The organism is Chamaesiphon sp. (genome assembly GCF_041737865.1).
Classification (GTDB): Bacteria; Cyanobacteriota; Cyanobacteriia; order Cyanobacteriales; family Chamaesiphonaceae; genus Chamaesiphon.
Window position 1 is genome coordinate 1 of sequence record NZ_JBGSQZ010000258.1, and the last position, 23,375, is coordinate 23,375.

A 23,375-nucleotide genomic window follows, 5' to 3' on the forward strand; every position below is an offset into this window, starting at 1 on the left:
AGCTACAGCGGCGATCGCGATCGTTGAAATACTGACAATTGTAGCAATTGCTAGGTTATAATTTTTACTTGGAAATGTCATCTTGCTTATTTACCTCGATTAGGACATTAATTTAGATCTAAATTAATATCCCAATCATACCTGACAATCTCAAAAGTTATGCAATTTAACAAAACAATACCTACAATGAAATCGTCTGCCCGATCCCTACAGTTTTTGGGGTCTAAATTTTGATAATTGCTGCACTAAATCGATCGCACCAGTCTACATCCTAACCGTCACTTGTTGGCGATGAAGGTAGTCCTTAATCTCAGCTACAGTGAGTTCGCCATAGTGGAGCAAGGAAGCCAGTAATGCGGCTTGAGCGTGTCCGGTGGTGAGGGCTTGGTAGATGTGTTCGCAGTTGCCCGCGCCACCGGAAGCAATGACTGGCACCTGGACGGATTGGGCGATCGATCGCGTCAGATCGAGGTCGTATCCTGCCTTGGTGCCGTCTGCATCCATGCTCGTGACGAGAAGTTCTCCCGCACCGCGTTTGGTGACTTCCTGCGCCCATTTGACGGCATCTAGTCCGGTGTTTTCGCGTCCGCCTTTGACGTAGACATCCCAGCCAGGATTAGTGGGATCGGGGCGGCGTTTGGCATCGATCGCGACTACAATACATTGGTCGCCAAATAAGTCGCTAGCATCGTTGATTAAGTCGGGATTTCTTACTGCTGCTGAGTTAAGGCTGACTTTATCGGCTCCCGCACGGAGTAAGTCTTTGATATTGGCTGGGGATTGGATACCCCCGCCGACGGTGAGGGGGATGAAGATCCGATCGGCGGTACGATAAACCACATCGATCATCGTATCGCGATCTTCGTGGCTGGCGGTGATATCGAGAAATACTAGCTCGTCGGCTCCCGCGTCGTTATAGACTTGGGCGAGTTCGACTGGATCTCCAGCATCTCGGAGTTCGACAAAGTTGACTCCTTTGACTACGCGTCCAGCTTTGACATCTAGACACGGTAATATTCTTTTGGCTAACATCTGGACATCTCGTTGCTATAATTAACCACCGCAGGAAGATTACCTGTGAGCGATCTAGGTATCTCATTTTAGATCGCGATCGACATGTTGCGGATATTTGAGTCGATCGCTTGGCATATTTTTTAGTAAGACACTGGTGCGTTACGGCTTGCGCCTAACACACCCTACATCAAATATGTTCCGCAATTACATATTACTTATTAGCAAAACAAAACAGAGCAGTATTTTAATGATACTGCTCTGATTAATGGTGTTCGATTGGTTATTTTTTCATACTGCCGAGCGTTTTTTGTTCTTGTTCGTAAGCTTTTTCTTCTGCTTGCTCTTCTTTATTTTCGGCAGCGATTAGTGCTTTAGGATCTTTGTTGAGTTTGGCAATTTCGTCGTAGGCTTCGGATCGAGTTGCTGCGGGATTTGTCAATTCAAATGGTTGAATTACTTTTTCAGCAACCTGCTTGGCTGGAGTTGCTGCATAACTGAACTGGGGTAGGATGAAACTTGCGGCGAAGATTACAGTCGCTAATCCAAATGCCCACAAGCTCTTAATAAATAGATGCTCGATCGAATTTAATATTTTTTTCATGTTAGATCTCCTATGCAGATTAGCTGCACGAACTATGATTACAAAGTTCAAGTTACTACCACCGTTCGTCAAACCTTTAACGTCAGATTATCATTTAGTTCGCGGTAAACGTTCTATCAAAAGGTGGATGGACTTCTGACTGAAGTTAGGCGATAGAGAGGACTATTTAGTTTTTAAAAATAACGATATTGTGATTTGTAAGAATATGGTAGGGTGTGTTACCCCGCATGGTAACGCACCGAATGGAATAGAAGGGGATGGATCGCTCCCATCGCCAAATCGCCCCCAATTGTCAAAAGTAGGAGCGATTTATATAGAGTTATTGGCGATCGTTACAGTCTCAGAGGCTTACAGAAAACCCAGTCCATTGACCGCGATCGTCCCAGCAGCAGCGGACGCAACCAAGGAGGTCAGAGCGGTACTAAATAGCCACCAAGCGGCACCTGCGGCGATCTGTTGAGTTTCGATCGCTTGTTGCTTGGCTTGCTTTTTGACGGCTTTGTAGCGTTTTTTGACTTCTTGCTGAACGCGCTGTGCTTGACTGAGGACACCATCGCGGGTTTCTTCGATCTTGTCGATAATCCGGTTGGCATCAGCTTCAGAGATATCCTCGCGAGAGCTGAGGACGGCGACGAGGGTTTCACGATCGAATTGTCCCAGCCGTTCGCCAAGTGCTTCAAATCCGGCTTGGGGGTCGTCAAACACTTTACTAAAGTCGGCTTGCAGACCTTCGTAGTTGAGTTCGGGTCGATCGAGGGCGTTGAGGTAGTCGCGGACTTGACCAAAGAGGCTATCTACCGCCGATTGGAAGGTTTCCTGGACTTTTTTGATTTGCTCGCCGATCGATTTATAGGTCGATTCTACTTGGTCGGCGATCCGGTTTGCTTCTTCTTCGCTGATGTCTTCACGTTGCGAGAGGAGCGAGACGAGGGTGTCGCGATCGAATTGTCCGAGCCGCTCTCCGAGATTTTCAAGTCCAGCTCCAGGCTGCTTGAGCAATAGTTGCAAGTCACGCTTGATACCATCGGGATTTAGCTCTTCTTTCTGGGTATTTTTCAGATAGCTTTCGAGACTAGATCCAAATTCGGCTGCTTGTTTCTGGGCGCGAGTGGCGAGGCGGCGAGGTGCTCTGACGATCGATTCGATGGCTGATTGAACGCGATCTACTGTTTGGTTGACCTGTTCTTCAGTGAGATTACCTTGCTGGGTAAGCAGTTTGACGAGCGTTTCTCGATCGACTAGGGACAACCTTTCGCGCAAGGCACCTGCACCTGCTTTGGGGTCATCTAGGAGCTTTTTAAGGTCGCGCTGGATGCCTTCTGGATCGAGTTCTTCGAGGTTGGTTTTCCGCAGGTATTCTGTCAGCGCAGCAGTAGTTTTCTCGTACTGAGCTTTAGCTTGCTCGGTCACTTGTTGAGGTGCTTCGAGGATTTTGGTGCGAACTGATTCAACTTGGTCGAGTACTTGATTGACTTGAGCCTCATCCAAGTCTTGACGCTGGCTCAAGAGCTGAACGATCGTATCGCGATCGAATTGTCCGAGTCGGTCTTTGAGGGCACTTACCCCAGCTTGGGGATCTTCAAATAAGGCTTTGAGATCGCGCTGAATGCCTTCTGGGTTCAGCTCATCTTTATTCGTGTCGCGAAGGTAGGTTTCGACCTTAGTCCGCAAATCTTGAGCTTGTTTTTGGACTGGCGAGGGAGATTGTGACTCAGCCGTGTTGGTATCCAATAGCTCAGTCCGAGCTTCTTCGAGATAGTTGCAGAGGTTGTCAATACTGTTTTGTTGGAGGTCGTCCCGCAGTGAGAGTTTTTCGACGAAGTAATTACGATCGATCTGCTCCAATTCTTTCCGCACGGTGGCTGGATCTGCCTGTGGGTCATAAACAACATCCTTGAATTGTTGTTTGACTGCTGTTTGACTGAGTTCCCACGGTGGTGCAAACAGGATGTAGTTTTCTAGATCTGCCCGAATGACACTAAATGGTTTGATTTTGGTGTCGGCTGATGGTTGGTCGTGCTGCTCGGATTGACCGCCTAATACTGACGCTTTGATCTTATTAATCTGACCGGAAACTTTCTCGACATCCAGATCGGAGACATTAGCATTTTGTAGTACCCGACCGAGGAGCGAACTCAGACCGAGTTGCAAGGCTTGGTTGACAAAGCTACCACCGTTACCATCGTTGAGGTTAGATCCTTTGACGATCTGCTGAAGTTTGCCAGCTAATTCGTCAGTGTTGAGATCTTCTGGTGTTGCCGATTTGAGGAGACTGGTGAGCTGACTGGCGACATCGCTGTTACCGTCTTTGCTGGAAAGCTGCTTCCAGGTGCTTTCGAGTCTGTCAGCTATTTGGTTGATATCTTGTTTAGAGAAGTCAGTGCGATTGCTAATTAAGTCTACAAAGCTCTGGCGATCGATATTTTTGAGCAAATCATTATTGGCAAGATCTTTAAGATCGGACTCTTTGAGCAGTTTCTCGAACTGAGAGCCGATTTTGTCTACATCCACACCAGGTAATTGTAAGTTACCTAAAGAGCTTTGCAATGTCTTTTTAATGCTGCTGGGGTCGAATCCTGATGTCAGTTCGCGGCGGACAGCAGCAGTAACTTCTTCGGCTGTCGATACGACTTGGTTTTTGGCGGCATTTGCCCCTAGAGCCGTCGTAGCGGTGCCCATAATCCCCTGAAGACCGGATGTAGCAGTGCTGACGATCGACCCAATCAATGAGCCGACAGCACTAGATCCGAGCCAGACGACGAGCGTAAAATAGACAGACCAAACTACCACTCCGAGGATCGCCCCATCAAACGCATTATTTACCAGACTGAATTTGACCGCCAAATAACAAGCAGCAAATAAAGCGAACGTCACTGTGATTAGTGCGGCGAAGCCAACTTTCGTTTCGATACCCCGCATCGTGGACATCAAACCTTCATCATCGCCATCACCATCATCTAAGTCACTATCTAGATCGGGCGTACCTGGAGATGAGAGGATAGCCACCCCCAGATTGGTTAATAGTAGCCCAAAAGCAAATGCCATCGCGACCCCTGATAGCAGTGCCACAAAAATTTCGGGGCTAGAAGGATTATCTACGATAAATGCCCCTGGCTCGATTCTAATTTGCGCTAATCTCAACAACTGACTACTTAAAGATGATGAAAATTCTAAACTTGACAACATTGTCTTTCCTCATTAAATAACGAGCTTTTTTTGAGCAACTATTGCTATTTGCCAATCCCTGTCAGATCTCGATCGGCTAATTCCCACAGCTTAAAATTCCTTCCTTTGTGCCAGCAGCTTGCTGTCTCACAATCAAACGCGGTTGTAGCCCTGGATAACATCGCATTCGGACTTTATCTGTACTCCGAGTCACGTATAAAATATTAATGTTTCGCCCATTTAGCTTGGAAACTACCAATTGTGGCGGCTGCGGAGCCGTAGCGATCGCTGGCAACATTACCATCCCGATCGCCATCACACTCACTCCTAGCAATAATTGCGAACTACTACCTATTGCTAACACCGTATTCATACCTCAATCTTTTAGACAACTGTTGAGATCGCGATCGAGGGGCAGATTTAACTTATTTCAGTGTTGCTAGTTCCCGCTGGGGATTGCTCGATCTTTCTCTCAACAATTATGTCACTTGGGCTAGTTGCCAACGGAGATTGAGCGATTTTTTTCTCGGCAGTCGCTTCAGTATTTAATACCGATTGACCTATTTTCTTTTCATCAAAATAATTGTTCAGGAAGGTACTCGCAAATGACAAAATTACTGGCCCTAAAATGAAAGCAATTATGCCATGTATTGCAAAGCCTGGGACAATTAGAGCAGCTAACCATAAGCATACGCCATTGACCACTAGTGAAAATAGACCTAGGCTCAAGAAGTTAATCGGTAGCGACAGAATTGACAGCACGGGTCGAATTGTCGAATTGATCCCACCAATGACAACGGCGGCAATTAATGCTGCGGGAAAATTGGCAATGTCTACCCCAGGCACAACCGTGTCGATGACTAGTAGACCCAATGCTGTTGCTAACGTAGTAACGAGATATGCGATAGTATTATTATTCATGTTCTTTATGACTCAAAAAGAGTGAACTTCGATTGAAAAATCTCAGTTTTATTTAAACTGAATTATTGATTTCGTTCTGTTTAGCGATCGCCCAAACTGCATGAATGCTGCCAGGAATCCAACCGAGTAAAGTTAGTCCAATATTGATAAATAGTGTTGGCCCAACTCCATAGGTTAAGAAGACTCCGAGGGGTGGAACTAAGATGCCGAGTATTAAGTTCATGATTTTTCAATCCGTTGTTTTAATAAATATCGATGAGAAGGCAAAGCTAGTGTTACCCCTCCAACCCCCCCTTATCAAGGGGGGGCTTTTAATTACTCCCTCCCCTTTATAAGGGGAGGGCTGGGGTGGGGTAAAGATCTCTGCAGTTATCTAAAAGTTAAAATTTAGGAGCTTTGGCGAGTTTTGATGCTCTGCCACAATTCTTTAATTTGCTGCTTGATAACTGCTTCCTTGCGGGCTGCTGCCGAACCAGCGTCACCCACTTGGCGATCGGTTTGTGCCTGCTTTTGCTCCAGGGGAATAGTCCCGCTGGCTTGGGCTTCAGCTCTGGTTTTTTCGTACCAGACTTTAGTTTCATCAAGTTGTTGCTTGACCTTATCGTATCGATCGCCATAACGTAATGCTAATCTGCGATCCAATGCAGTCAACTGTGTTTTCAACCGTGCTGACTGCGCCTGGATGACGGGAAATCTACTTAGAATACTCATTTGTTGTTTTCCGTAGTGATGCAATAGTTGAAAATTCCAGACGGCTTTTGGTATAGCTTAATCGCGATCGATTGCGATATTTCTGACTGGTTGACGGGCACCCAGCGCAGATCCAATCAAAGCTGCAACCAATCCCAAGAGCGAACCAAATACAAACGACCAACTTGCTTTGGCAGTATTACCAGCGATGTCGCGGGCTTGTTGAGCGGTGATCGTGGGTACATTAGGGGTAGTTTGTCCAGTAGTCGGATTGGTAGTAGTGCCTGGAATATTTCCAGGATTTTGCTGAACCTGATTGACGACACTGCCAGCATTGGAAGCAGCTACACCAAAGGCACCGGAGACACCACTAGAAATCAACCAGGCACTTAGTGCCAGAGTCGATGCCCACAAGACTGCACCATTCAATAGCGCAGTGTTGCGGTTCATTCTGCCGGAGGTACGTGCTGCTGTCCAGCCACCTGCAAATAGTGAAATCAACAAACTAATAATCGACCAGATCCCAACACCCACACCGACATCACCCGCGATCGTCCGAGGTGCGCCAGAGCCGCCAACGTTGCTAGCTCCAATTGCCAAACCTAGCGCACTCAACACAAGCTGCGTACTCAGGGCAACAGTCAGCCCAGCGATAATGGGACCCCACCGCACCTGATCGTGATAGTTGGTTGCAGCAACAGGAATTGCTCGTTGTTCGCTGATATAGTCATTTGGTCTATCTGTGTATGCCATGATAATTCTCCTAAACTTATGGTGGGAATGTTACAGGTAAATGCAGGTATCTGATTTTATGCTGTGGCTGTAAATCGATTATTTTTGGTTAAAATAGCTCGAAATACTTCGAGATTGTATTGTCAGCAGAAAAGTGTCAGCTTTAGTATTTTGTCAATTTGTTAAGGGCTTTTTCAGCTTGCTTGATTACTGGCGGCGTGACATCTTTAGAGCGGTACATTTTGTCTCGATCGGCAGCACCACCTTGGATTTCATTGAGAGCACCTTTCGATCTATCGGCGATCTCTTCAGGGGTAGTGGCAGGATTCTCCAATGCCTCTTTGGATTTCTCATCGATTTGGTTCAACTGTTCGACGCCTTTGGTGACAGGACTTTTAGCCGCCAGTGCCGACAAACCGCTGGTAAATACCAATACAGCAGCAAGTAATACGGCGAGTAAAGTCCTAACGGGGCGTAGATTAGATAGCAGTGTTGAAAGATATTTCATGTTGGACTCCTCTGGATTAATTGTTAACTTGGAAAATTGAAATTTAATGTCTGACAATCGGCGAATGCGACAGTTTAGACATTGCTGCGGGAGATCAATCCGTAGAGATAGATCGCAATAATTGCACCGAGGACTGCAACGAATACCCCAGGAATACTCAATCCAGGTGCTGTCAATGCTAGCGTTCCTGTCTGGAAGAAGGTGAATAAACTACCCCCAATAAACGCACCAATCACACCTAAAACTAAGGTTGATAACCAACCGCCACCTTGTGTACCAGGAACGATTGCCTTGGCGATCGCACCAGCTAATAAACCTAAAACTACCCAAGCAATTAAATTCATAACTAAGATTCCTTGAAATATGACTGTTATAGTAATTTACCAGTCAGGAATCTAAATTCCTTTCTCTCAAGTGGATGAAGTGGGCGATCGCGATCGGCGTCAATGGAGAGATATATAATTTTCTTTCCCAAAAACTATAGGAGCAGATCGATAAAGTTGACTAGGATCGTTCCAAAGTCTCATTTTCAATCTGCCCCTAAATCTATACGGTGATTATTGTTTAGTCACACAGCCTCACCTTATGGCGAGACTACAGCTTTAACAATTACGGTTTTGACGCCCTTGATTTGCATTGCTAAAGGTTTGATTTTGTCCAATTGCGCCTTGTTTGCGACTGTCCCCGATACAGTCACATTCTCTTTCTCAGCATCAACGGTAAGCTTCCCATTGGGAATATTTGCCTCTAATTTACTCCGCACTTCACTAGAGAGATCTCCCGTGTCACGTTTTTCGGAATTGCCACCGATGTTGTTGCGTTGTTCGCGGGCGCGAATGTCTGATTCGAGCTGTTTTTTGCGGATATCGCTTTGAGCATCACCTTTATTGGTGTTGGCATTTTCGGATGTCAAGGTCTTGCCATTTGTGTCCGTCGAGCTGGGGGCATTTTCTGCCGTCTTGGATGCAGTACTGCAAGCCGATATACTTCCAGCTAGCAAAATACTCAGGATTAGCGGCTGGGCAAAGCCAATGCGCTCGTTATGCTTATTCATGTTCACTCCTCACATTTATTTTACTTACGATCGATTTCCGGTCTAATGCTCTAGATAATAATCTACGACTGGTGTGGATTCGCTGGGTAAATCGTAAGTATCCCAACCGTGAATCTGATGTTTGGCAAATACTGCTTCAGCCGTGGCGATATCTGTGGTCGATCCTTCCACCATCACTAGGTATCCACCCCGTTCTACTCTCTCTCCATAGGCATTAGCACGATCTTCGGGCACATTTAAGCCTACTAATCCACCTGCTAAACTACCAGCAGCAGCACCGATCGCACTACCGGATATCGCTGTAGCAATTGCAGTTGCGGCGGCACCTGCGAGCATAACTGGGCCGACGCCAGGAATTGCCAGCGCACCCAAGCCGACGAGCAACCCAGTCACTCCCCCAACGGTACCACCAGCTAAAGCTCCTTTTTTGGCATCTTCGGCTGCTTCGTTTTCGTTATGAGGGTTACGATCGGTAGGATCGGCAGTGCCGATGTCTGTCAGCCGATCGGTTGTCCTCGCTCCAGCCAGATCGGCATGGCGATCGAGACCTGCTCCCGCTACTGAAACTCGATTCATTACAAAACCACTATTTTTTAAATCTCGTAATGCGGCTTCTGTTGTTTCGTAATTAGAAAATGTACCGATAGCGCGTTGTCTTGACACGATTCCTCACTCCTGAAAATTGATAAACTATTAACCTAGTCGAGATGCTCGATCGACCTGCGATCCGATACAGACAGGCAATCTGCGATCGAGTGTCTATTTGTTGTCTTCTGCTGGAATGTCACCAGGTTGCTCGTAATACATTTCCGGTTCGATGCCAAAGTTATCTACTAGTCCTTCTTTATCAACCGTGAAACCACCAGTTGTATCCAGGCTTTCAGATCCTGGGGGATGTTCGGGTAAGTGCTTATAGTTTTCGCCCTCACGTTCCATTCTGGCTGCTGTTTCTGCCGGAATGATATTGGGATCGTAGCTGTCAGGGGTGGGTGAGTCAGATTCGGTACCCGCTGATGGAACTGCTATTTTTACCAATTCGTCTTCATCTTGAGGCGGATTTGTTTGAGATATTTTGATGGTCATGATGTTTATTCCGCTTAAAGTTGGAGACTTAGGAAATTCAGTGGTTAGGAACTTTTGAAGTTGCCCAAGCAGATCGGGATCTGTCGATAACTTCATCTACTGAATGATTCATATAATACTCAGTCGATCGAGATAATTAGCTTCGATATCGTTAACTAAATTGTCTGCCGATCGATCGAGAGACGATCGCGTCGGTGGGCAAATTGTCTGCCGACTCATTAGCGATAATAAGTGTTAGTACTCAAGATTTCTTCTTGACCGAAATACAAGGCGATCTTACTTGCTCCAAGAATCAGCCACGCATGATTGCACAAGTCCTCCAACTCATCGAGTAGATCGTCAACGATTTCGGAATGGGGACAATGGACTGATAAAGTGTGCTCTGAATCGATGTGAATCAGGCAACTTGGCAAGCTCGAAGCAAACAGGTGGATCAAACGCTCGATCCGCAGGTGCATCAGCTTGTTTAAATCGTCAACATTAATTTCAGTGAGTACCATCAGCTATTTCCTGTTCTTAATTGAATGCTTGGGTGCTAAGCGATCGATCCCAAATAAAAAACAGCCTCTAGTGCATTGCACTAACTGACTGTTCTTAATGACAAAATGTTAGCAGTTGGATGGAGATCCTACTTTCTCTCAATTGGATGAGTTATCCGATTGCGGTTAGAGTCAATGGATAGAGAGGATTTGAGCATTACCGAACAGCAAGGGTTTAGAGCCTATAGCCTCCTGCCTCAAGGTGCGATTGTGATTAGAACACTGGGCGGGTCTCCCGATCGGTGCCCAGTAGAGTTTCAATCACTTAGCTGTCTACTGTCTACAGCTCAGGCAGCCAGTTGACTCAAGAATTGGAGCGATTTGACGATATAACTAGCACAGACAGAGGGAGAGCTTTGATAAAATGCACTCCAGGCAAATGATTTGTATCGATCGTAATCGCTCGGTTTGAAAGCCGTTCGATCGAATTGAGTAGTTTTCGATCGTTCGGCATCCAGCCAAGCCAAGCGGACAGCATGACCGATCAACACATCCAGCACGATATATTCTTCGATATTTAGCTCTGGATTCCGTTCTGATAGAGCCGCCAGTGCCATCAAAGCTTCTATGTTCAGTTGGCGATATTCTGGTGCGACAATTTTATTAAGTAAATGTTCGATGCGTAAGGCAAAATTTTTCTCGCCTGGGGTCATTTCTGACAAGATTACTTCACTATCTAACCGATTGCGTTTTTCTAACTTATCACCGATCGTTAAACCCTTACAATGCTGGAGCAATCCCCATACATTGGGATAAAAATCTCGATCGACACGATCGATCGTCCCATTTTTACGCCGTTGGTACCGCCAATCGACTACTTGTGATGGTTGCAAGTTTGAGACAGGATCGACTTTATCTACTGTAGCATTGACAATCCATTCAATTTGATGCTGAGATTGATTTAGGTGTAAAGATTCTTGTTGAAATACCGTATTACCTAAACCTTGATAATCTGTCAAAACTTGGTGCAGTCTGGTTTGAATTTCAAAGGGACTCAGCTCCATCAATTTTTCATATGCTTCATCTTGAGTAATCCCCAGTTCCATCACTATTTCACTGGTGAGTAGGACGATGAGATATCCGACTCTTAATGTTAGTAAGCCTTTAACCAAAACTGGCTGTGATTTAATTAACAATCCCAGATAGATAATTATTTCTTGGGTCAATACTCGATCGCGAATATCTTCACGACAAAATTTATCAATTTTCTCGGCTATTTCTGTATGTGACATCGGTCGATCGATCAGAGCAGCTTCGCTATAAGCCATGCCGACAGTCAGTTGTTTACCACTAATTAATATATCCGTTACAGCATCAGACAAACTAATCTCTACTTTATCTAATAAGCCTGCTGCATAGCGGACGATCGCCCAGTAAGGACGATTACTAAAGTTACTTGCTTTGAAGTAAACTTCATCTAATAAGTCAGATACAGTTACTTTCGCCTCACTACTCAATTCAGTATCAAAGTCTAATCCTTTTAGTCGGGTTAAAGTATGCAGTAGTTCGATTTGTTGATAAATATTATTAGATACTTTTAACTGTTTTAACAGTAGTGGGACACTGGTTTCTGCTTCTAATAAAAATTCCTGAGTATTAGTTAATGGTTGATTGCGATCGGCAGCATAAGCTAAGTAGTAATGCTGCTGTACCATTGGATTGACAGTAGTTAGATCCAACTTAAACTCATGTAAGTTATCGATATTCTCAGTTCCAGCCGTGAGTTTTAATTGATTGAGATTTCCCAAGCGGATGGGTACTCCATTACATTTACCTTGCCTGAATTCAGCAATCAACTCTAATAATGGTGAGGCATATTGCTGCCCCTGAAACTCATCTTGTCCTTCTTGCAATAAGGATTTGGTTAATAACAGCGTCAGTGTCGGTCGCCCCAACTGTGTCCACTGTTCGCTAATATAAGCAATCTCAGCTTTAATTTGCGAGATCAGAAAATGGTAGTCAGAAGTTAAATAGAACTGTTGTCGATCTAAAAATGCTGGTAGAAATACAATCGTCTCGCCACAAATAGTAAATATTCTCGAAGTCGTTAAACTTCGCAATCGGCGAATCGGACGTCCTGTTAAACCTAGTTTATCATTTCGGCCAATTTGAGCGTATGCTGCGGCGAGTTCTGTAGATTGACGAACTTGAATTGGCTCGATCTGGATCGAGGTTTGGGTAGCAATTCCATACTCAGCTAATTGTGCCTGCACATCTTCATCTTCAGCAATCAAAGCAATCTGCACAGTCCTTCTTCTTTTATTACCGATTTGCAGATGTCTGCCTAAAGGATCTAAATCTCCAGGTGCGAGAAACTTATCAAATAATAACTCTCCCAAGAAATATAAACTCTGCGCCCATACTAGCGGTAAATTTTCATTTGGTAGCCGCGTCTGCGAGTGAGGATTGGCTCTCTCAGCCGCAATCTTGTGCTGGGGCACATAATACAGCTCTGGTAATAATTGCGTGCCATTGAGATCGATCGATACCGCCAATAGCAAGCTACGATACTTCTCTATCCCCGCTGCATCCCCACTAAATAGAGCATCCAAATATAAATAAGTGAAGAATAACGGCCATTCACACTCAATCCCCTCAAACTTGAGTAATTCTTCTGGCTCATAGTGGAGGCGAGTACTATCTTCTAATACTGTCTGATGTCCGTCGCGCAAAAATCGCTTACATCCATATTTACCCTCCAATTTATCGACAATCTTGGTACGGGTACGATCGACTAATTGCGGATCTGTAACTGCAAAAGCTGGAAACCCAATAATACTCAATAGAGCTGCATCCGTTTCTTTGGAACTCGACTCCCTCGGTAATAAAGAAGCCAGTGTCAACCGCGCTCTAGCGATCTCGTCAGGCAATACATGAATCACCGATGCTTGAGAACCCCTGGCTCCAAATAAGTCTAACCCATTAATCGCCTCTAACGCGGCTTTCGCCATCCCGATCGAACTGGCATTTAGTTCCACACTCCCATGATTGATCTTGTCCCCACGTTCCCATAGTCCAAAATCAGGCGTCCGATAGGTGCGCCCTATATAGTAGACTAAATTCTGGACAAAATTTACCTCATCTAAAGTGTAAATCGCTGGTAGCCCCGAAGCGGTCATCTGTGCCAAAATCAGCACAAATAGCGAAGTCGCATCCAATTGTAGATGTCCCCACTCATCATCCCCGACGACAACATCACCTGAGTGGGTATTGTACTTAGCATGAAGCGCGTCCAAGGGCGATTGAGTCTGTTTGAACCGTTCTACCTTGTCAGCTTGACGCAGCATACAAAATAGTAGTCCCCGCATCAGCTTGACTACACTCTGCTCCAGCTCAAACAATCGCCCTGGCGGTGCATCTACTTTCCGATACGCCAGAGCCAATCCCCACACGGCGAGGATACTGTAGACGTTATCCCTCACCCACGCATCGGTATAGTCACCATGAGCCGTAATTGCCGTACTCGCAGGAAATAACCCTGTAATCGGATTTTGGCGACTGAGGACGATCGATTGAATTTGCTGGTAGTATCGATCGAGTTGCTGAGAACGTGTCATGGTGTGGGTCGTAAATAATAGATTGTCAATGATGCGCTGGTTGTTTTCTCGCCTCGCCAAAATTCGACAAAGCCAGCCCAGTGCCGATCTACAGCGGCGATGAGGTCGAAAATAGGATCTCGCCACCTAGAGAGTTTACGAATATTCCAAAAGACTTGCCATTTTTAGATTTATTCGTTACATTAGTTTATATAAGAGTTCACTAATCTTTACAAGTATCATGGTTAAAACTACGACAGTCAAAAAGGACGAGCCACAATTCGGTTTTACTCCTTCCGCAGAACTTTTAAATGGTCGCCTAGCGATGATTGGCTTCGTTGCCGCTTTGATTACTGAATTTGTTACCGGACAAGGTACGCTCCATTTCCTCGGCTTGATGTAATTAAAGTCTGAGAACATCCAAAAAGGCTTGCTGTTTGTACATCTATTTGCTCCATTTGTCGATCTAAGCAATCATAAATCTTCATATACACCGGACTTAAAACCATGCAAGCTAAAAAAGACGAGCCACAATTCGGTTTTACCCCCGCCGCAGAACTATTGAACGGACGCGCAGCGATGATCGGCTTTGTTGCTGCTCTCATCACCGAATTTGTTACTGGACAAGGTACCTTACATTTTCTTGGATTAATGTAATTTTCGCTACAACCTCAATCAATCTAAGTTTAGCTGGGTAATGCCCAGCTTTTTTGTGCGATCGGATACTCGTTCCCGCGTTGGCGATAGCCTGCCGTAGGCACGCCTCTCTGACAAGAGAATCGTTTGCACCTAGCCAAAATACGTTCGTCCTAGTGAAAAAATACCCCCAACTCGATCGGGTTAGTTAAAATCGTTAATAGTAAATTATGACAGTTTGAGGTGAGTAAAGATATGCAGCCCAAAGCAGTGCCAACTGTCACAGAATATCACGACAACTTAATCGATCGGTTATTTATCTGGCTATTTTCTTGGAAGATGTCTCAAGCACTTGGTGCGGGTACCCAAGTCAGTGGCTACGGTGGATTTGTCGATCTGTCAAAACAAATTGTGCAGGGACGTGATGCCCAACAGCAGCAAGCGATTGTTGCTCAGGTACTCCAATCGCTGGTACCCGCTCCAGTCCTCTGGACGATTCGCACATTTTTCGCGCCGACGCGATTGGTATGTGTACTCAATGCCTGGTTTGCTGCCAAAATGTTTGAATGGTTGGTAGGGCCGTGTGAAGTAGTCGTAGCCAAGATCGAGTTGGCAGATGGGACAGTACGCTCTCAACCCTCTGGCGTTCAGATCGAAAAATGTCGTTACCTCGCCGATAGCGGCTGTGTTGGGATGTGCGTCAATATGTGTAAAGTACCGACTCAAGCTTTTTTTACCGAAAAGTTTGGGATTCCTCTCACGATGATACCCAACTTTGAAGATCTCAGTTGTGAGATGATTTTTGGAAAAATACCCCCTTTGCCAGAGGCAGATGTCGCCTATCAGCAGCCATGCCTAAAGGGGCAATGTCCCACAGCCAATCTCACAGCAGCAGCTTGTCCAAAATTAGGTTGAATACTGACCCCAAGTTGCTATATTAGCAACCGCCAAGCTTGTTAGGGCATACCCAAGGGCTTCTTGGAGAAGCCCTTGGGTATTGCAGTAATGGTCGAGATGTTCTAATCGCCCTAGCGGTTGCTATATTAGCTAATTTGCCTGCTCTCATCGCTCAAAAGTTGGGAACGATCGACTGTCGATATCAGTCTAGTTAGTTATGATTAAGGTTTAGCTTTAGTCAACACAGAATTTTTACCCAACCACCATTTTCTCGAATAGCTTGCCATTTAATGGCGGCTAATATTGCGGCATGGATAATGTACATCCGAGCCTGGGTATCATAAACCTATAGCAAAAGGTAGAGACTTTCATGGCATACTGGCTGACAATCGAACTCGAATATGGCAGAATCGCTCCACTGCCCACCACGATGGATGCTCAAGCAGAAGGATTAGTTTATGGTTCGACCGTACCTCATTTGTTAAAGCAACTCGATCGCATTACTCAAAAATTAGGCGTAGAGAGGATCGATAACTTTATCTACAAAGATCCTAAAGGCTATCACCGAATACTCAAAGAAGCCGAATCTGAAGGCAATGCTGTCCTAGCATCAGCTATGCGTGCCGAAATCGCCACCCTAACGGCACAACCCCGCTGGCATCAGCCGACGATCGCTCGACGGACTATCCACAGCCTGAAGGAGTTTCTAGCTATCAATCCTCACGTTTTAGCAGGTAAAGATCCCCAGGATACAGCCAAGTGGACACTTTGGGATCTAGAGGCATACGATCGCATTCTCACCGATCTCGAAATCAAAGGTACGAAGTTTGCTTTTGTCGAACGTCACGATCGAAATTAAGGGTTCCCACAACAGATCTAGAGTCCCAAATTCGAGTTCAAGCAGTCGGGAGCCGAGCAAATCATTTATGATGATAGGAGAGAATATTAAGATTTATTAACTATCGTGACAATTGCGACCGACTACGGAGATCGAAATTTGATTACGACTAACTGGAATGCACTCAGCCCAATTTGGCAAGGGGGATCTGAAGTAGTCCAAACTGGCTTACCGCATCAGCAATTACCACCTGCATGGCAAATGTTGTTGCTCGGTGATGGTTCGCCGACGCGACACCTGCAACTGTTGACAGGGGAACCAACTGAGGTAGACGTAATTGATATGTCCGCGATCGGCATGGATAATGATGGTGCGCCGAATTCTTTACAGGTAGTCCCAGGGCCGAGAATTCGTCGTCAAGTCTGGCTGAGAACTGCTTCAGGGCAGAGGTTAGCATATGCTACTTCGTGGTGGGAAGCGCGAAATGTAGATGAGTATCTGGAAAATAAGTCTTTGCCAATTTGGGCGAGTTTAGCAAAATTACGCACCGAACTGTATCGAGATGTGCAGGGGATTTATTCTGGTGAGTCGCCAGCACTAGCTCAAGCCTTTGGAGAAACAGGCCCATTTTGGGGTCGTCACTATTTATTCTGGCATCGTGGTGAGCCGTTGACACTGATTTATGAGGTATTTTCGCCTTATCTTCAGCGGTATTTGGGTAAAATTAATTAGTTGATAGTTGATAACGATTCGCTACCCTCTCAATACTAATAACTTTGTTTTGATGCAAGACGTGAGTTAAACAGTTGACTTTTGACTATCGCTTTTTTTCTGAACTTGATAGTGTAAAAATAGTTCCTGCTCAACTCGATCGACACTCAATAATGTTAATTTAGGAGCCAGGTCGGGAGTAAACCCAGATCCAGACACCGGAGTAGGTGCATCACTACCACCATAAATAAATGGGCAGATAGTCAACCATAACTCGTCGATAAAATCAGCAGCAAATAAACTCGCTGCTAATTCAGCTCCACCTAGAAAGCAAATATTTTTAATACCTAATTCTGTCAGTTTCAGCGTCACAGATTGCCAATCAATATCGCTACCATCGGCAGTTTCACATACTAGAATACGGCTGAAACTATCCCCTACCTGCCAATCTGTTGCACCGCTGTTAGTTGTCAATAACCAGCGAGCGATCGGTTGACTAAAAAATGGTAGCTTAGAATCAATTTTACCACTGCGAGAACAAATAATCTGTGGCGGTTGGGATGGTTGTCCGCGATCTATTCTAGCTTGAATTAACTCTGGCTTTTCAACCAACACCACACTACCGCCATCTTTGAGGGTACCGCTCCCGACTAAAATAGCATCGGCTGAGGCTATTTGCTCGACCAGATGAGCATAGTCCCGCTCGGAACTAAATGTTGGCGGTGATTTCGTGACATCTGAAATCTTCCCATCTGCGGTCATTGCTAAAACAAGAGTTGTTTTCATCAAGATTAACAGAGTAAAATTAGTTAATAATTAATTAGGGTTTAATTTAGCTACCAACCACTAATTTAACGAAGAACAGTAGTTGAAATCCCCACCCAAATAACAATCTACCGTTAGGTGGGGGATTTCAACCTCACCCCAATCAGCCAATTATCAATTATCAATTACTTGTACTGAGCGTAGCCGAAGTATCAATTAACTTAATACAGCCTTTTCAATACATAATCCGATAAATCGAATAACGCTTGGAGTGAAGTTGAGGGAGTTAAGCCCGTCAGTTGGTCAAGAGCTAACTGTGCGTGGTGGTTGGCTAATTCGCGAGATTTGGCAATCCCTTGACTACTCCGAACGAGACTCAAAGCCTGCTCCAAATCCGCCGGGTCTTCAAACTCAGTCGCAATTAATTCTACCAGTTGCGGATATTCTTGCATCGCATACAGCGTCGGAGCAGTGAGGTTTCCACTTGCCAAATCCGAGCCAGCAGGTTTGCCTAGTACTTCATCTGAAGCGGTAAAGTCGAGGATATCATCCACAATCTGGAAGGCTAGTCCTAAATTACGCCCATATAAATATAGTTGCTCGCAAATCGCTGTAGACTCATCGCTGAGTAAGCCAGCAGCTTTGGCACTATTGGCAAGGAGGGAGGCAGTTTTATAATAACTCTTCTCTAGGTAAGCCTCGATCGAGAAATCAGTTTCAAATTGATTTAGTCCCTGCTGAATCTCGCCTTCAGCTAAGTCCATAATCACCTGTGAGAGCAGTTTGACTACTTCTAGGTTGTCTAAGTTCGCCAGATACCAAGATGACTGAGCAAAGAGGAAATCACCTGCGAGTACGGCAATCCGATTATCAAATAGGCTGTGAACTGTGGGTACGCCCCTGCGGGTGTCAGCGGTGTCTACTACGTCATCGTGGACTAGACTCGCCGTGTGGATCATTTCGGTGATTTCTGCGAGTCGGCGATGACGCGGGGTAATTTCTTCACCAGGCATCGTTGCACGGGCAATGAGCAAGACGATAGCTGGGCGCACGCGCTTGCCGCCAGCCCCAAATAGATGCTCGGCTGCTGCGTACAAAATTGGGTGACGGGCACCGACGAGATTTTTGAGGTTCTCTGTCAAAACTTGGAGGTCAGTTTCAACAGGAGCAAATACGGATTTCACTGAGGTCATCGATCGAGCGGCTCAGAGGAGAGTTTACGAAAGTTTACATACATTCTAAGCTATTTTTCCTCTACATAGGGAATAGGTAGCTAGGAATCGGGGAGGGGAGACAGCCGGACGAGTTGTCCACAGCCAGGAATCGGGGATAGATTTGAGTTTTCACGCTCATTGCGATCGCTCTTATTTAGTTAAGAAACCGTCACGGTTGGTAAAATTATCTGTTGAACTAGGGGCGCGGGCAACCATTGGCTGGCAATTTGAGTAAATTGGGCTGGGTCGCCACTGACAATAAATTTAGTAGGCATAGCTTTACAGTGGCTTTGAATTCCGAGCAGATTTAGTTCGTTAGCGGCGGCGGTGACAACCGCAACGGCAGGGTTGATAAATTGGATCGTGCGAGGGACAAATTGCCGCAATACGGGTTCGAGGTGAGGGTAATGAGTACAACCATAGACTAAAGTATCGATCGATCGATCGAGTAGGGGTTGAATATACGCTGTAGCGATCTGGAGCGTATCCGGTGCGGCGATCCGATTGTGTTCGATGATGGGGACAAATTTAGGACAGGCGACTTGCCATATCTGCGTGCGCGGATTTGCTTCTAGAATCGCGTGGAGGTAGGCATTACTATTGACTGTAGCAGGAGTAGCAATCACCCCAATCCTGCGTCCCTGGAGAGCAGCAGCTCTAGCTCCAGGCAAAATCACACCGAGGATCGGCAGATCGTATTCACTTTGAACGGTTTCTAGAGCTAGGGCAGAACTGGTATTACAAGCCATAATTGCCATCTTGACCCGTTGTTGAACCATCCAGTCCAACGTTTGGCGCGTAAATTTTAAAATCTCTGCTGCACTGCGAGTACCATACGGGACTCTAGCAGTATCTCCAAAGTACAAAACTGATTCATGGGGAAGTTGGCGATAGATTTCTTTCAAGACAGTCAATCCTCCCACTCCACTATCAAATACCCCAATTCTGGCAATTTCGTCTGACTGATGCGGGGTAGAAGTAAGTCGGTCTTGCATATTACGCTAGAAAGATCGAGTAAATAGATGAAGTGGTCGATCGATTAGTTCCGATCCTTGATGTACTGGATTATCCCCTTGGCGATGCCTTCGGCCATCACTTTTTGATAATCATCGCGGCGGAGGCGTGATGACTCTGCTTCGCTAGTCAAATAACCAGTTTCGACTAGAATAGCGGGGATGGCGGATTTTCGCAAGACCAAAAATCGCGCAGATCGGACGCGACGATCGTTTAAATAGAAACCATTCTTATTTACATAGTCCAAGATACTGCTGTGTACGGTTTCAGCAAAAGATTGCCCAATATTATAGTGATATAGTTCCAAGCCATTGACATCGGGACGATTATCGATCGCGTTGGCATGAATACTCACAAATAAAGTCGCGCCTGCTTCTCTAGACATGACCACCCGCTCGTCCAATCCGACAAAATAATCGCTATTGCGCGTCATTTTGACCGCAATCCCCTGTTTGGCGAGAATTTCGGCAACTCTTTTGGCGACTGGTAAAATCACATCTACCTCCCGCAATCCACCCAAACCAATTGCGCCAGGATCTTTGCCCCCATGCCCAGGATCGATCATCACCAACACTCGTCCATTGCTCGGTCTAACTGAGGGGGAATTATCCTGCTTGGGTGCAGGACGGTCGGATGTCGGTTTAGGCACATTCAGCGGTACTTCGGCGACTGGCGGGCGGTTAACCGCAATCCGTGGAGTAGCTCCTGACAGGGGCTGTAAGTACACCCAACGATTGTCTAGATACTGGCGAACGATATCGACTTTTACCCCATCTGCACGGCGAACGAGGATCGAAATATCGTCTCCCTGAGCACTGACAGTCAGATAACGTTGTGAATCGCCAGGAACTTGGTAGCCAGGAGCCAATCTAGCATTGGGAATCACGACCTGATAACTACCCGACCGGATATCTAACCCAGTTGTATATTTGAGCTGTGTTTTACTCTGGCGATCGGCTTGAACCAAAATGCCAGTTCGAGTCGGATCGAGGGCGATATAATTGACTGACGCTGTACTTCCCGTCGTGCTTGAAGTCGTACTCGCAATCACCACAGGTTTTGGACGATAGGGTTGTGCTACGACAATTTGACCGTTTTCGTTAAAAACAGCGACAGGGCCACTTGGAGCACCACGCGGAAAAGATTCAATCGGTTGGGGAGTGGGCAGTTGGATCGACCATTTTCTGGTTGTACTGGCTTGGATCAGTACTTGCTGGGGGTCGATTGAGTATTTTGGATCCAGTTCTAAGACCATTCTCGATCGATCGGGATCGAATTGACCTACTCTAAGGGACTTGATCCCATTACTGAGTAGTTGGGAAGATGTGGGCTGATTGAGTCTAGTCTCTGGCAGATCGATAATCAATCTACTGGGGTTAGCCAGCATTTGTGCTTCTGGTTTCACTGCCGTACTGGTGGTAAAATCAATCCGGTTTTCGGCTGCATTAAACTGCCACGACAGGATTTCGGCGGCTGTCGCTGGTAGTGATACCATCATGAAACTAAAAACGCTGGGTAATAACCAGTTGTATTTCAAAGCATTTACTCCTATGACGCGGATTATCTGGGCGAGTTCGATGGGGACAGAGTTGGGATGCCCGTCGCGCCCCGTTCGGGCACTGGGATCGTCACATACCAGTCGATCGGATTTTCGCCAGTAAATTGAACTCGTTTGGGGTTGAGGGTATATCCAGGTTGCAACTCTAGTACCAATCTGGTCGTGCTGCCATCAAATTGACCCACACGCAACGATCTAAAGTTACCTGTTAATTTTTGGGTAATTGTTGGCTTTCCAAACTCGATGCCTGGAAGGTCGATGACTAGGCGAGTAGGATTGAATAGCATGACTGCTTTGGGTTGAACCCCAGCATCCGTCTTGAAATCTAATCGATTTCTACCCGCATCAAACTTCCATGATGCCAACTGACCAGCATCAGCGGGGATAGCTAGTAGACAGAAACTAAATACACTAAAAAGTAAAAACTGAAATCTCACTATATTACATCCCTGACCGTGAACTCATTTGCCTTTCTCTATGGGAGATGTGCCAATCTAAAGCGACTGTCTCCGACTACGTTGTGGAACGATAACGTCACAGTGGAGCGCGAGCGGCGATCGATTGCCAACACTCATTAAAGATGAACAGATCTGGCAGATTGTTGCTGTTTGCTGCCAAAGATTAACACTTTAGGACTCTGTGGTAAGATACCATAAATTTGACATCTGGGTCCAAACTTAGGCGGCAAAACCGCTCAGTGGCTCCAACTGTTTAGCTTATTTTCACCAACATCGCTAACTAGGTTTCCATTACACCAGCACTAGATTTAGAGCATTGGGCTGAGGAAATCTAATTTTCAGCCATCTCTTGGCACTTTATCGTCAATCTGACGATCGAATACGGCTAGTAGTTCCAACCTAGCTGAGATCGAAGCTAATCATAGGATTCCCACTGTTTTGACTTGAATAACTAATTTAAGATTTTTGTATTAGTTACTTCGATCTCTAAAGTCAAATTTGCCATCGAGCCTAAATTTGATTCGGCTAGCGACTTCTCCGACTGCCAGCTAATATACTTTAAACAGGTGGATCGCGGTTTGTGGTATTGCTGGCATCTACGCAATCGATCGCTGTCTCAATTTGTTACGGCTCTGCCCTGTCTCTGTCAGAAATTTTAGCTCCCCGCGCCTGCAACATCTGGACAATTTGTTCGCGCCCCTGCTCTCCACTCTCGCGGGAATGAATTGCTGTGAACAATGCTCGATCGCCAACTGCTGCTACCAATGCTTTACCATCATCGGGAGTTGCCTCAAACAACAGCTTAAAGGTGTCTGAATTTCCCCAAAAAGCAGCCTCTACCAGTGCTTCAGCATCAGGCTTTACTCCGGCTTGTAACACCAGTTTGACCAGATCTGGTGCTCTAGTAGCCCGAAAGAGTACAGAATAACCCTTGGGGTCGCGAACATTGATATTGGTTCCCACTCTAATCAATGCTTGCAATTCATTGGGTAATCTATATTCAGCCATCTGGATCGCAAGCTGCTCGCGGGTGTTGGGCAGATCGCCTCGTCGAGCTGGAGCGTTGACATATTCTTCTGTCACCTGCGTCTCGACGCGACCATACGCAAGACCCGCGACTAAAAAAAGTACTGGAATTAGCACAGCCAGACTAGCCGACAACTTGACTGGAAGCCAACGCCACAGTAGTAGACTGCTTGCTCCCACCAGCATACAACCCACAACAATTATCCGCGTATGCCAAGCGGGCACGATCGCAACCCTAGCAACCAAATCCGGCAAGACAGCTACCCACGCGAGGGCACGTAGATGGATAGCCAACCAGAAGCAAAATGCGGCAAAGCTCCAAGCCAGAACAACTAAAAATCGTAAACTGTAAATCCGTCTGCTTGTTCTTTGAGACATTATTAATTTTAGCTCCAATAAAGTACTCCAAATTATG

Annotated in this window: 26 protein-coding genes; 5 read left to right on the plus strand and 21 right to left on the minus strand. The window is 45.9% G+C overall.

Annotation, left to right across the window (positions count from 1 at the left end):
• Window positions 1-264: 264 nt before the first annotated feature.
• The 15 genes from hisF to ACEW9J_RS19360 form a co-directional block, all read right to left on the minus strand.
• The gene (gene hisF / locus ACEW9J_RS19290; RefSeq protein WP_373546718.1) at window positions 265-1,032 is read right to left on the minus strand and encodes an imidazole glycerol phosphate synthase subunit HisF; all 768 of its coding nucleotides are present in this window, start codon (window positions 1,030-1,032) and stop codon (window positions 265-267) included.
• A gap of 262 nt (window positions 1,033-1,294) precedes the next feature.
• Complete coding sequence (locus tag ACEW9J_RS19295) at window positions 1,295-1,615, minus strand: hypothetical protein (protein ID WP_373546719.1); 321 nt, start codon at window positions 1,613-1,615, stop codon at window positions 1,295-1,297.
• Between the two features lie 348 nt (window positions 1,616-1,963).
• Window positions 1,964-4,801 (minus strand): MFS transporter, encoded by a 2,838-nt coding sequence (locus ACEW9J_RS19300; protein WP_373546720.1) that lies wholly within the window; start codon window positions 4,799-4,801, stop codon window positions 1,964-1,966.
• A 76-nt stretch (window positions 4,802-4,877) separates the two neighbouring features.
• Entirely contained in the window at window positions 4,878-5,153 is a 276-nt protein-coding gene (locus ACEW9J_RS19305; RefSeq protein WP_373546721.1) for a hypothetical protein, read from the minus strand.
• Between the two features lie 47 nt (window positions 5,154-5,200).
• Window positions 5,201-5,701, minus strand: a complete 501-nt coding sequence (locus ACEW9J_RS19310) for a phage holin family protein (protein WP_373546722.1) — start codon at window positions 5,699-5,701, stop codon at window positions 5,201-5,203.
• Between the two features lie 52 nt (window positions 5,702-5,753).
• The gene (locus ACEW9J_RS19315) at window positions 5,754-5,924 is read right to left on the minus strand and encodes a YqaE/Pmp3 family membrane protein (RefSeq protein ID WP_373546723.1); all 171 of its coding nucleotides are present in this window, start codon (window positions 5,922-5,924) and stop codon (window positions 5,754-5,756) included.
• A 164-nt stretch (window positions 5,925-6,088) separates the two neighbouring features.
• A complete protein-coding gene (locus tag ACEW9J_RS19320; protein WP_373546724.1) occupies window positions 6,089-6,412 on the minus strand; it encodes a hypothetical protein in 324 nt (107 codons plus the stop codon).
• Between the two features lie 57 nt (window positions 6,413-6,469).
• On the minus strand, window positions 6,470-7,144 hold the full coding sequence (locus ACEW9J_RS19325; protein WP_373546725.1) for a hypothetical protein: 675 nt from the start codon (window positions 7,142-7,144) through the stop codon (window positions 6,470-6,472).
• Window positions 7,145-7,286: 142 nt separating this feature from the next.
• Window positions 7,287-7,631, minus strand: a complete 345-nt coding sequence (locus tag ACEW9J_RS19330) for a hypothetical protein (protein ID WP_373546726.1) — start codon at window positions 7,629-7,631, stop codon at window positions 7,287-7,289.
• A 74-nt stretch (window positions 7,632-7,705) separates the two neighbouring features.
• Window positions 7,706-7,975 carry a GlsB/YeaQ/YmgE family stress response membrane protein gene (locus ACEW9J_RS19335; RefSeq protein ID WP_373546727.1) on the minus strand — a complete coding sequence of 90 codons (270 nt, stop codon included), beginning with the start codon at window positions 7,973-7,975 and terminating at the stop codon, window positions 7,706-7,708.
• Window positions 7,976-8,214: 239 nt separating this feature from the next.
• A complete protein-coding gene (locus ACEW9J_RS19340) occupies window positions 8,215-8,685 on the minus strand; it encodes a BON domain-containing protein (RefSeq protein ID WP_373546728.1) in 471 nt (156 codons plus the stop codon).
• A gap of 42 nt (window positions 8,686-8,727) precedes the next feature.
• Entirely contained in the window at window positions 8,728-9,348 is a 621-nt protein-coding gene (locus ACEW9J_RS19345; RefSeq protein ID WP_373546729.1) for a signal transduction histidine kinase (STHK), LytS, read from the minus strand.
• A 96-nt stretch (window positions 9,349-9,444) separates the two neighbouring features.
• On the minus strand, window positions 9,445-9,864 hold the full coding sequence (locus tag ACEW9J_RS19350) for a hypothetical protein (RefSeq protein WP_373546730.1): 420 nt from the start codon (window positions 9,862-9,864) through the stop codon (window positions 9,445-9,447).
• A 122-nt stretch (window positions 9,865-9,986) separates the two neighbouring features.
• Entirely contained in the window at window positions 9,987-10,268 is a 282-nt protein-coding gene (locus ACEW9J_RS19355; protein WP_373546731.1) for a hypothetical protein, read from the minus strand.
• Between the two features lie 326 nt (window positions 10,269-10,594).
• On the minus strand, window positions 10,595-13,864 hold the full coding sequence (locus ACEW9J_RS19360) for a glycoside hydrolase family 15 protein (RefSeq protein ID WP_373546732.1): 3,270 nt from the start codon (window positions 13,862-13,864) through the stop codon (window positions 10,595-10,597).
• 220 nt (window positions 13,865-14,084) lie between these two features.
• Here ACEW9J_RS19360 and ACEW9J_RS19365 point away from each other — a divergent pair, with 220 nt between their 5' ends.
• The 5 genes from ACEW9J_RS19365 to ACEW9J_RS19385 all read left to right on the plus strand — a co-directional run bounded on the left by ACEW9J_RS19365 (window position 14,085) and on the right by ACEW9J_RS19385 (window position 16,946).
• Complete coding sequence (locus ACEW9J_RS19365) at window positions 14,085-14,246, plus strand: chlorophyll a/b-binding protein (protein ID WP_373546733.1); 162 nt, start codon at window positions 14,085-14,087, stop codon at window positions 14,244-14,246.
• Window positions 14,247-14,350: 104 nt separating this feature from the next.
• Window positions 14,351-14,500: a chlorophyll a/b-binding protein gene (locus ACEW9J_RS19370; RefSeq protein WP_373546734.1), complete on the plus strand. Its 150-nt coding sequence runs from the start codon at window positions 14,351-14,353 to the stop codon at window positions 14,498-14,500.
• Between the two features lie 234 nt (window positions 14,501-14,734).
• Window positions 14,735-15,394, plus strand: a complete 660-nt coding sequence (locus tag ACEW9J_RS19375; protein WP_373546735.1) for a DUF4033 domain-containing protein — start codon at window positions 14,735-14,737, stop codon at window positions 15,392-15,394.
• A gap of 352 nt (window positions 15,395-15,746) precedes the next feature.
• The gene (locus ACEW9J_RS19380; protein ID WP_373546736.1) at window positions 15,747-16,235 is read left to right on the plus strand and encodes a hypothetical protein; all 489 of its coding nucleotides are present in this window, start codon (window positions 15,747-15,749) and stop codon (window positions 16,233-16,235) included.
• Between the two features lie 105 nt (window positions 16,236-16,340).
• Complete coding sequence (locus tag ACEW9J_RS19385; protein WP_373546737.1) at window positions 16,341-16,946, plus strand: chorismate lyase; 606 nt, start codon at window positions 16,341-16,343, stop codon at window positions 16,944-16,946.
• Between the two features lie 66 nt (window positions 16,947-17,012).
• Here ACEW9J_RS19385 and ACEW9J_RS19390 read toward each other — a convergent pair whose 3' ends face one another.
• The 6 genes from ACEW9J_RS19390 to ACEW9J_RS19415 form a co-directional block, all read right to left on the minus strand.
• Window positions 17,013-17,711 (minus strand): RibD family protein, encoded by a 699-nt coding sequence (locus tag ACEW9J_RS19390; protein WP_373546738.1) that lies wholly within the window; start codon window positions 17,709-17,711, stop codon window positions 17,013-17,015.
• 200 nt (window positions 17,712-17,911) lie between these two features.
• Entirely contained in the window at window positions 17,912-18,883 is a 972-nt protein-coding gene (sds, locus tag ACEW9J_RS19395) for a solanesyl diphosphate synthase (protein WP_373546739.1), read from the minus strand.
• A gap of 179 nt (window positions 18,884-19,062) precedes the next feature.
• Window positions 19,063-19,899 carry a glutamate racemase gene (gene murI / locus ACEW9J_RS19400; RefSeq protein WP_373546740.1) on the minus strand — a complete coding sequence of 279 codons (837 nt, stop codon included), beginning with the start codon at window positions 19,897-19,899 and terminating at the stop codon, window positions 19,063-19,065.
• A 44-nt stretch (window positions 19,900-19,943) separates the two neighbouring features.
• Complete coding sequence (locus ACEW9J_RS19405) at window positions 19,944-21,455, minus strand: N-acetylmuramoyl-L-alanine amidase (protein WP_373546741.1); 1,512 nt, start codon at window positions 21,453-21,455, stop codon at window positions 19,944-19,946.
• Between the two features lie 23 nt (window positions 21,456-21,478).
• Window positions 21,479-21,913 carry an AMIN domain-containing protein gene (locus ACEW9J_RS19410; RefSeq protein WP_373546742.1) on the minus strand — a complete coding sequence of 145 codons (435 nt, stop codon included), beginning with the start codon at window positions 21,911-21,913 and terminating at the stop codon, window positions 21,479-21,481.
• 645 nt (window positions 21,914-22,558) lie between these two features.
• Window positions 22,559-23,338, minus strand: coding sequence for an ankyrin repeat domain-containing protein (locus ACEW9J_RS19415; protein WP_373546743.1), 780 nt, complete (start codon window positions 23,336-23,338; stop codon window positions 22,559-22,561).
• Window positions 23,339-23,375: the final 37 nt, after the last annotated feature.

What these genes read in the sequence shown, in the direction of transcription:
- hisF (WP_373546718.1), bottom strand. Translation starts at nt 1,032, where the DNA reads ATGTTAGCCAAAAGAATATTACCGTGTCTAGATGTCAAAGCTGGACGC.
- ACEW9J_RS19295 (WP_373546719.1), bottom strand. Translation starts at nt 1,615, where the DNA reads ATGAAAAAAATATTAAATTCGATCGAGCATCTATTTATTAAGAGCTTG.
- ACEW9J_RS19300 (WP_373546720.1), bottom strand. Translation starts at nt 4,801, where the DNA reads ATGTTGTCAAGTTTAGAATTTTCATCATCTTTAAGTAGTCAGTTGTTG.
- ACEW9J_RS19305 (WP_373546721.1), bottom strand. Translation starts at nt 5,153, where the DNA reads ATGAATACGGTGTTAGCAATAGGTAGTAGTTCGCAATTATTGCTAGGA.
- ACEW9J_RS19310 (WP_373546722.1), bottom strand. Translation starts at nt 5,701, where the DNA reads ATGAATAATAATACTATCGCATATCTCGTTACTACGTTAGCAACAGCA.
- ACEW9J_RS19315 (WP_373546723.1), bottom strand. Translation starts at nt 5,924, where the DNA reads ATGAACTTAATACTCGGCATCTTAGTTCCACCCCTCGGAGTCTTCTTA.
- ACEW9J_RS19320 (WP_373546724.1), bottom strand. Translation starts at nt 6,412, where the DNA reads ATGAGTATTCTAAGTAGATTTCCCGTCATCCAGGCGCAGTCAGCACGG.
- ACEW9J_RS19325 (WP_373546725.1), bottom strand. Translation starts at nt 7,144, where the DNA reads ATGGCATACACAGATAGACCAAATGACTATATCAGCGAACAACGAGCA.
- ACEW9J_RS19330 (WP_373546726.1), bottom strand. Translation starts at nt 7,631, where the DNA reads ATGAAATATCTTTCAACACTGCTATCTAATCTACGCCCCGTTAGGACT.
- ACEW9J_RS19335 (WP_373546727.1), bottom strand. Translation starts at nt 7,975, where the DNA reads ATGAATTTAATTGCTTGGGTAGTTTTAGGTTTATTAGCTGGTGCGATC.
- ACEW9J_RS19340 (WP_373546728.1), bottom strand. Translation starts at nt 8,685, where the DNA reads ATGAATAAGCATAACGAGCGCATTGGCTTTGCCCAGCCGCTAATCCTG.
- ACEW9J_RS19350 (WP_373546730.1), bottom strand. Translation starts at nt 9,864, where the DNA reads ATGAAGTTATCGACAGATCCCGATCTGCTTGGGCAACTTCAAAAGTTC.
- ACEW9J_RS19355 (WP_373546731.1), bottom strand. Translation starts at nt 10,268, where the DNA reads ATGGTACTCACTGAAATTAATGTTGACGATTTAAACAAGCTGATGCAC.
- ACEW9J_RS19360 (WP_373546732.1), bottom strand. Translation starts at nt 13,864, where the DNA reads ATGACACGTTCTCAGCAACTCGATCGATACTACCAGCAAATTCAATCG.
- ACEW9J_RS19365 (WP_373546733.1), top strand. Translation starts at nt 14,085, where the DNA reads ATGGTTAAAACTACGACAGTCAAAAAGGACGAGCCACAATTCGGTTTT.
- ACEW9J_RS19370 (WP_373546734.1), top strand. Translation starts at nt 14,351, where the DNA reads ATGCAAGCTAAAAAAGACGAGCCACAATTCGGTTTTACCCCCGCCGCA.
- ACEW9J_RS19375 (WP_373546735.1), top strand. Translation starts at nt 14,735, where the DNA reads ATGCAGCCCAAAGCAGTGCCAACTGTCACAGAATATCACGACAACTTA.
- ACEW9J_RS19380 (WP_373546736.1), top strand. Translation starts at nt 15,747, where the DNA reads ATGGCATACTGGCTGACAATCGAACTCGAATATGGCAGAATCGCTCCA.
- ACEW9J_RS19390 (WP_373546738.1), bottom strand. Translation starts at nt 17,711, where the DNA reads ATGAAAACAACTCTTGTTTTAGCAATGACCGCAGATGGGAAGATTTCA.
- sds (WP_373546739.1), bottom strand. Translation starts at nt 18,883, where the DNA reads ATGACCTCAGTGAAATCCGTATTTGCTCCTGTTGAAACTGACCTCCAA.
- murI (WP_373546740.1), bottom strand. Translation starts at nt 19,899, where the DNA reads ATGCAAGACCGACTTACTTCTACCCCGCATCAGTCAGACGAAATTGCC.
- ACEW9J_RS19415 (WP_373546743.1), bottom strand. Translation starts at nt 23,338, where the DNA reads ATGTCTCAAAGAACAAGCAGACGGATTTACAGTTTACGATTTTTAGTT.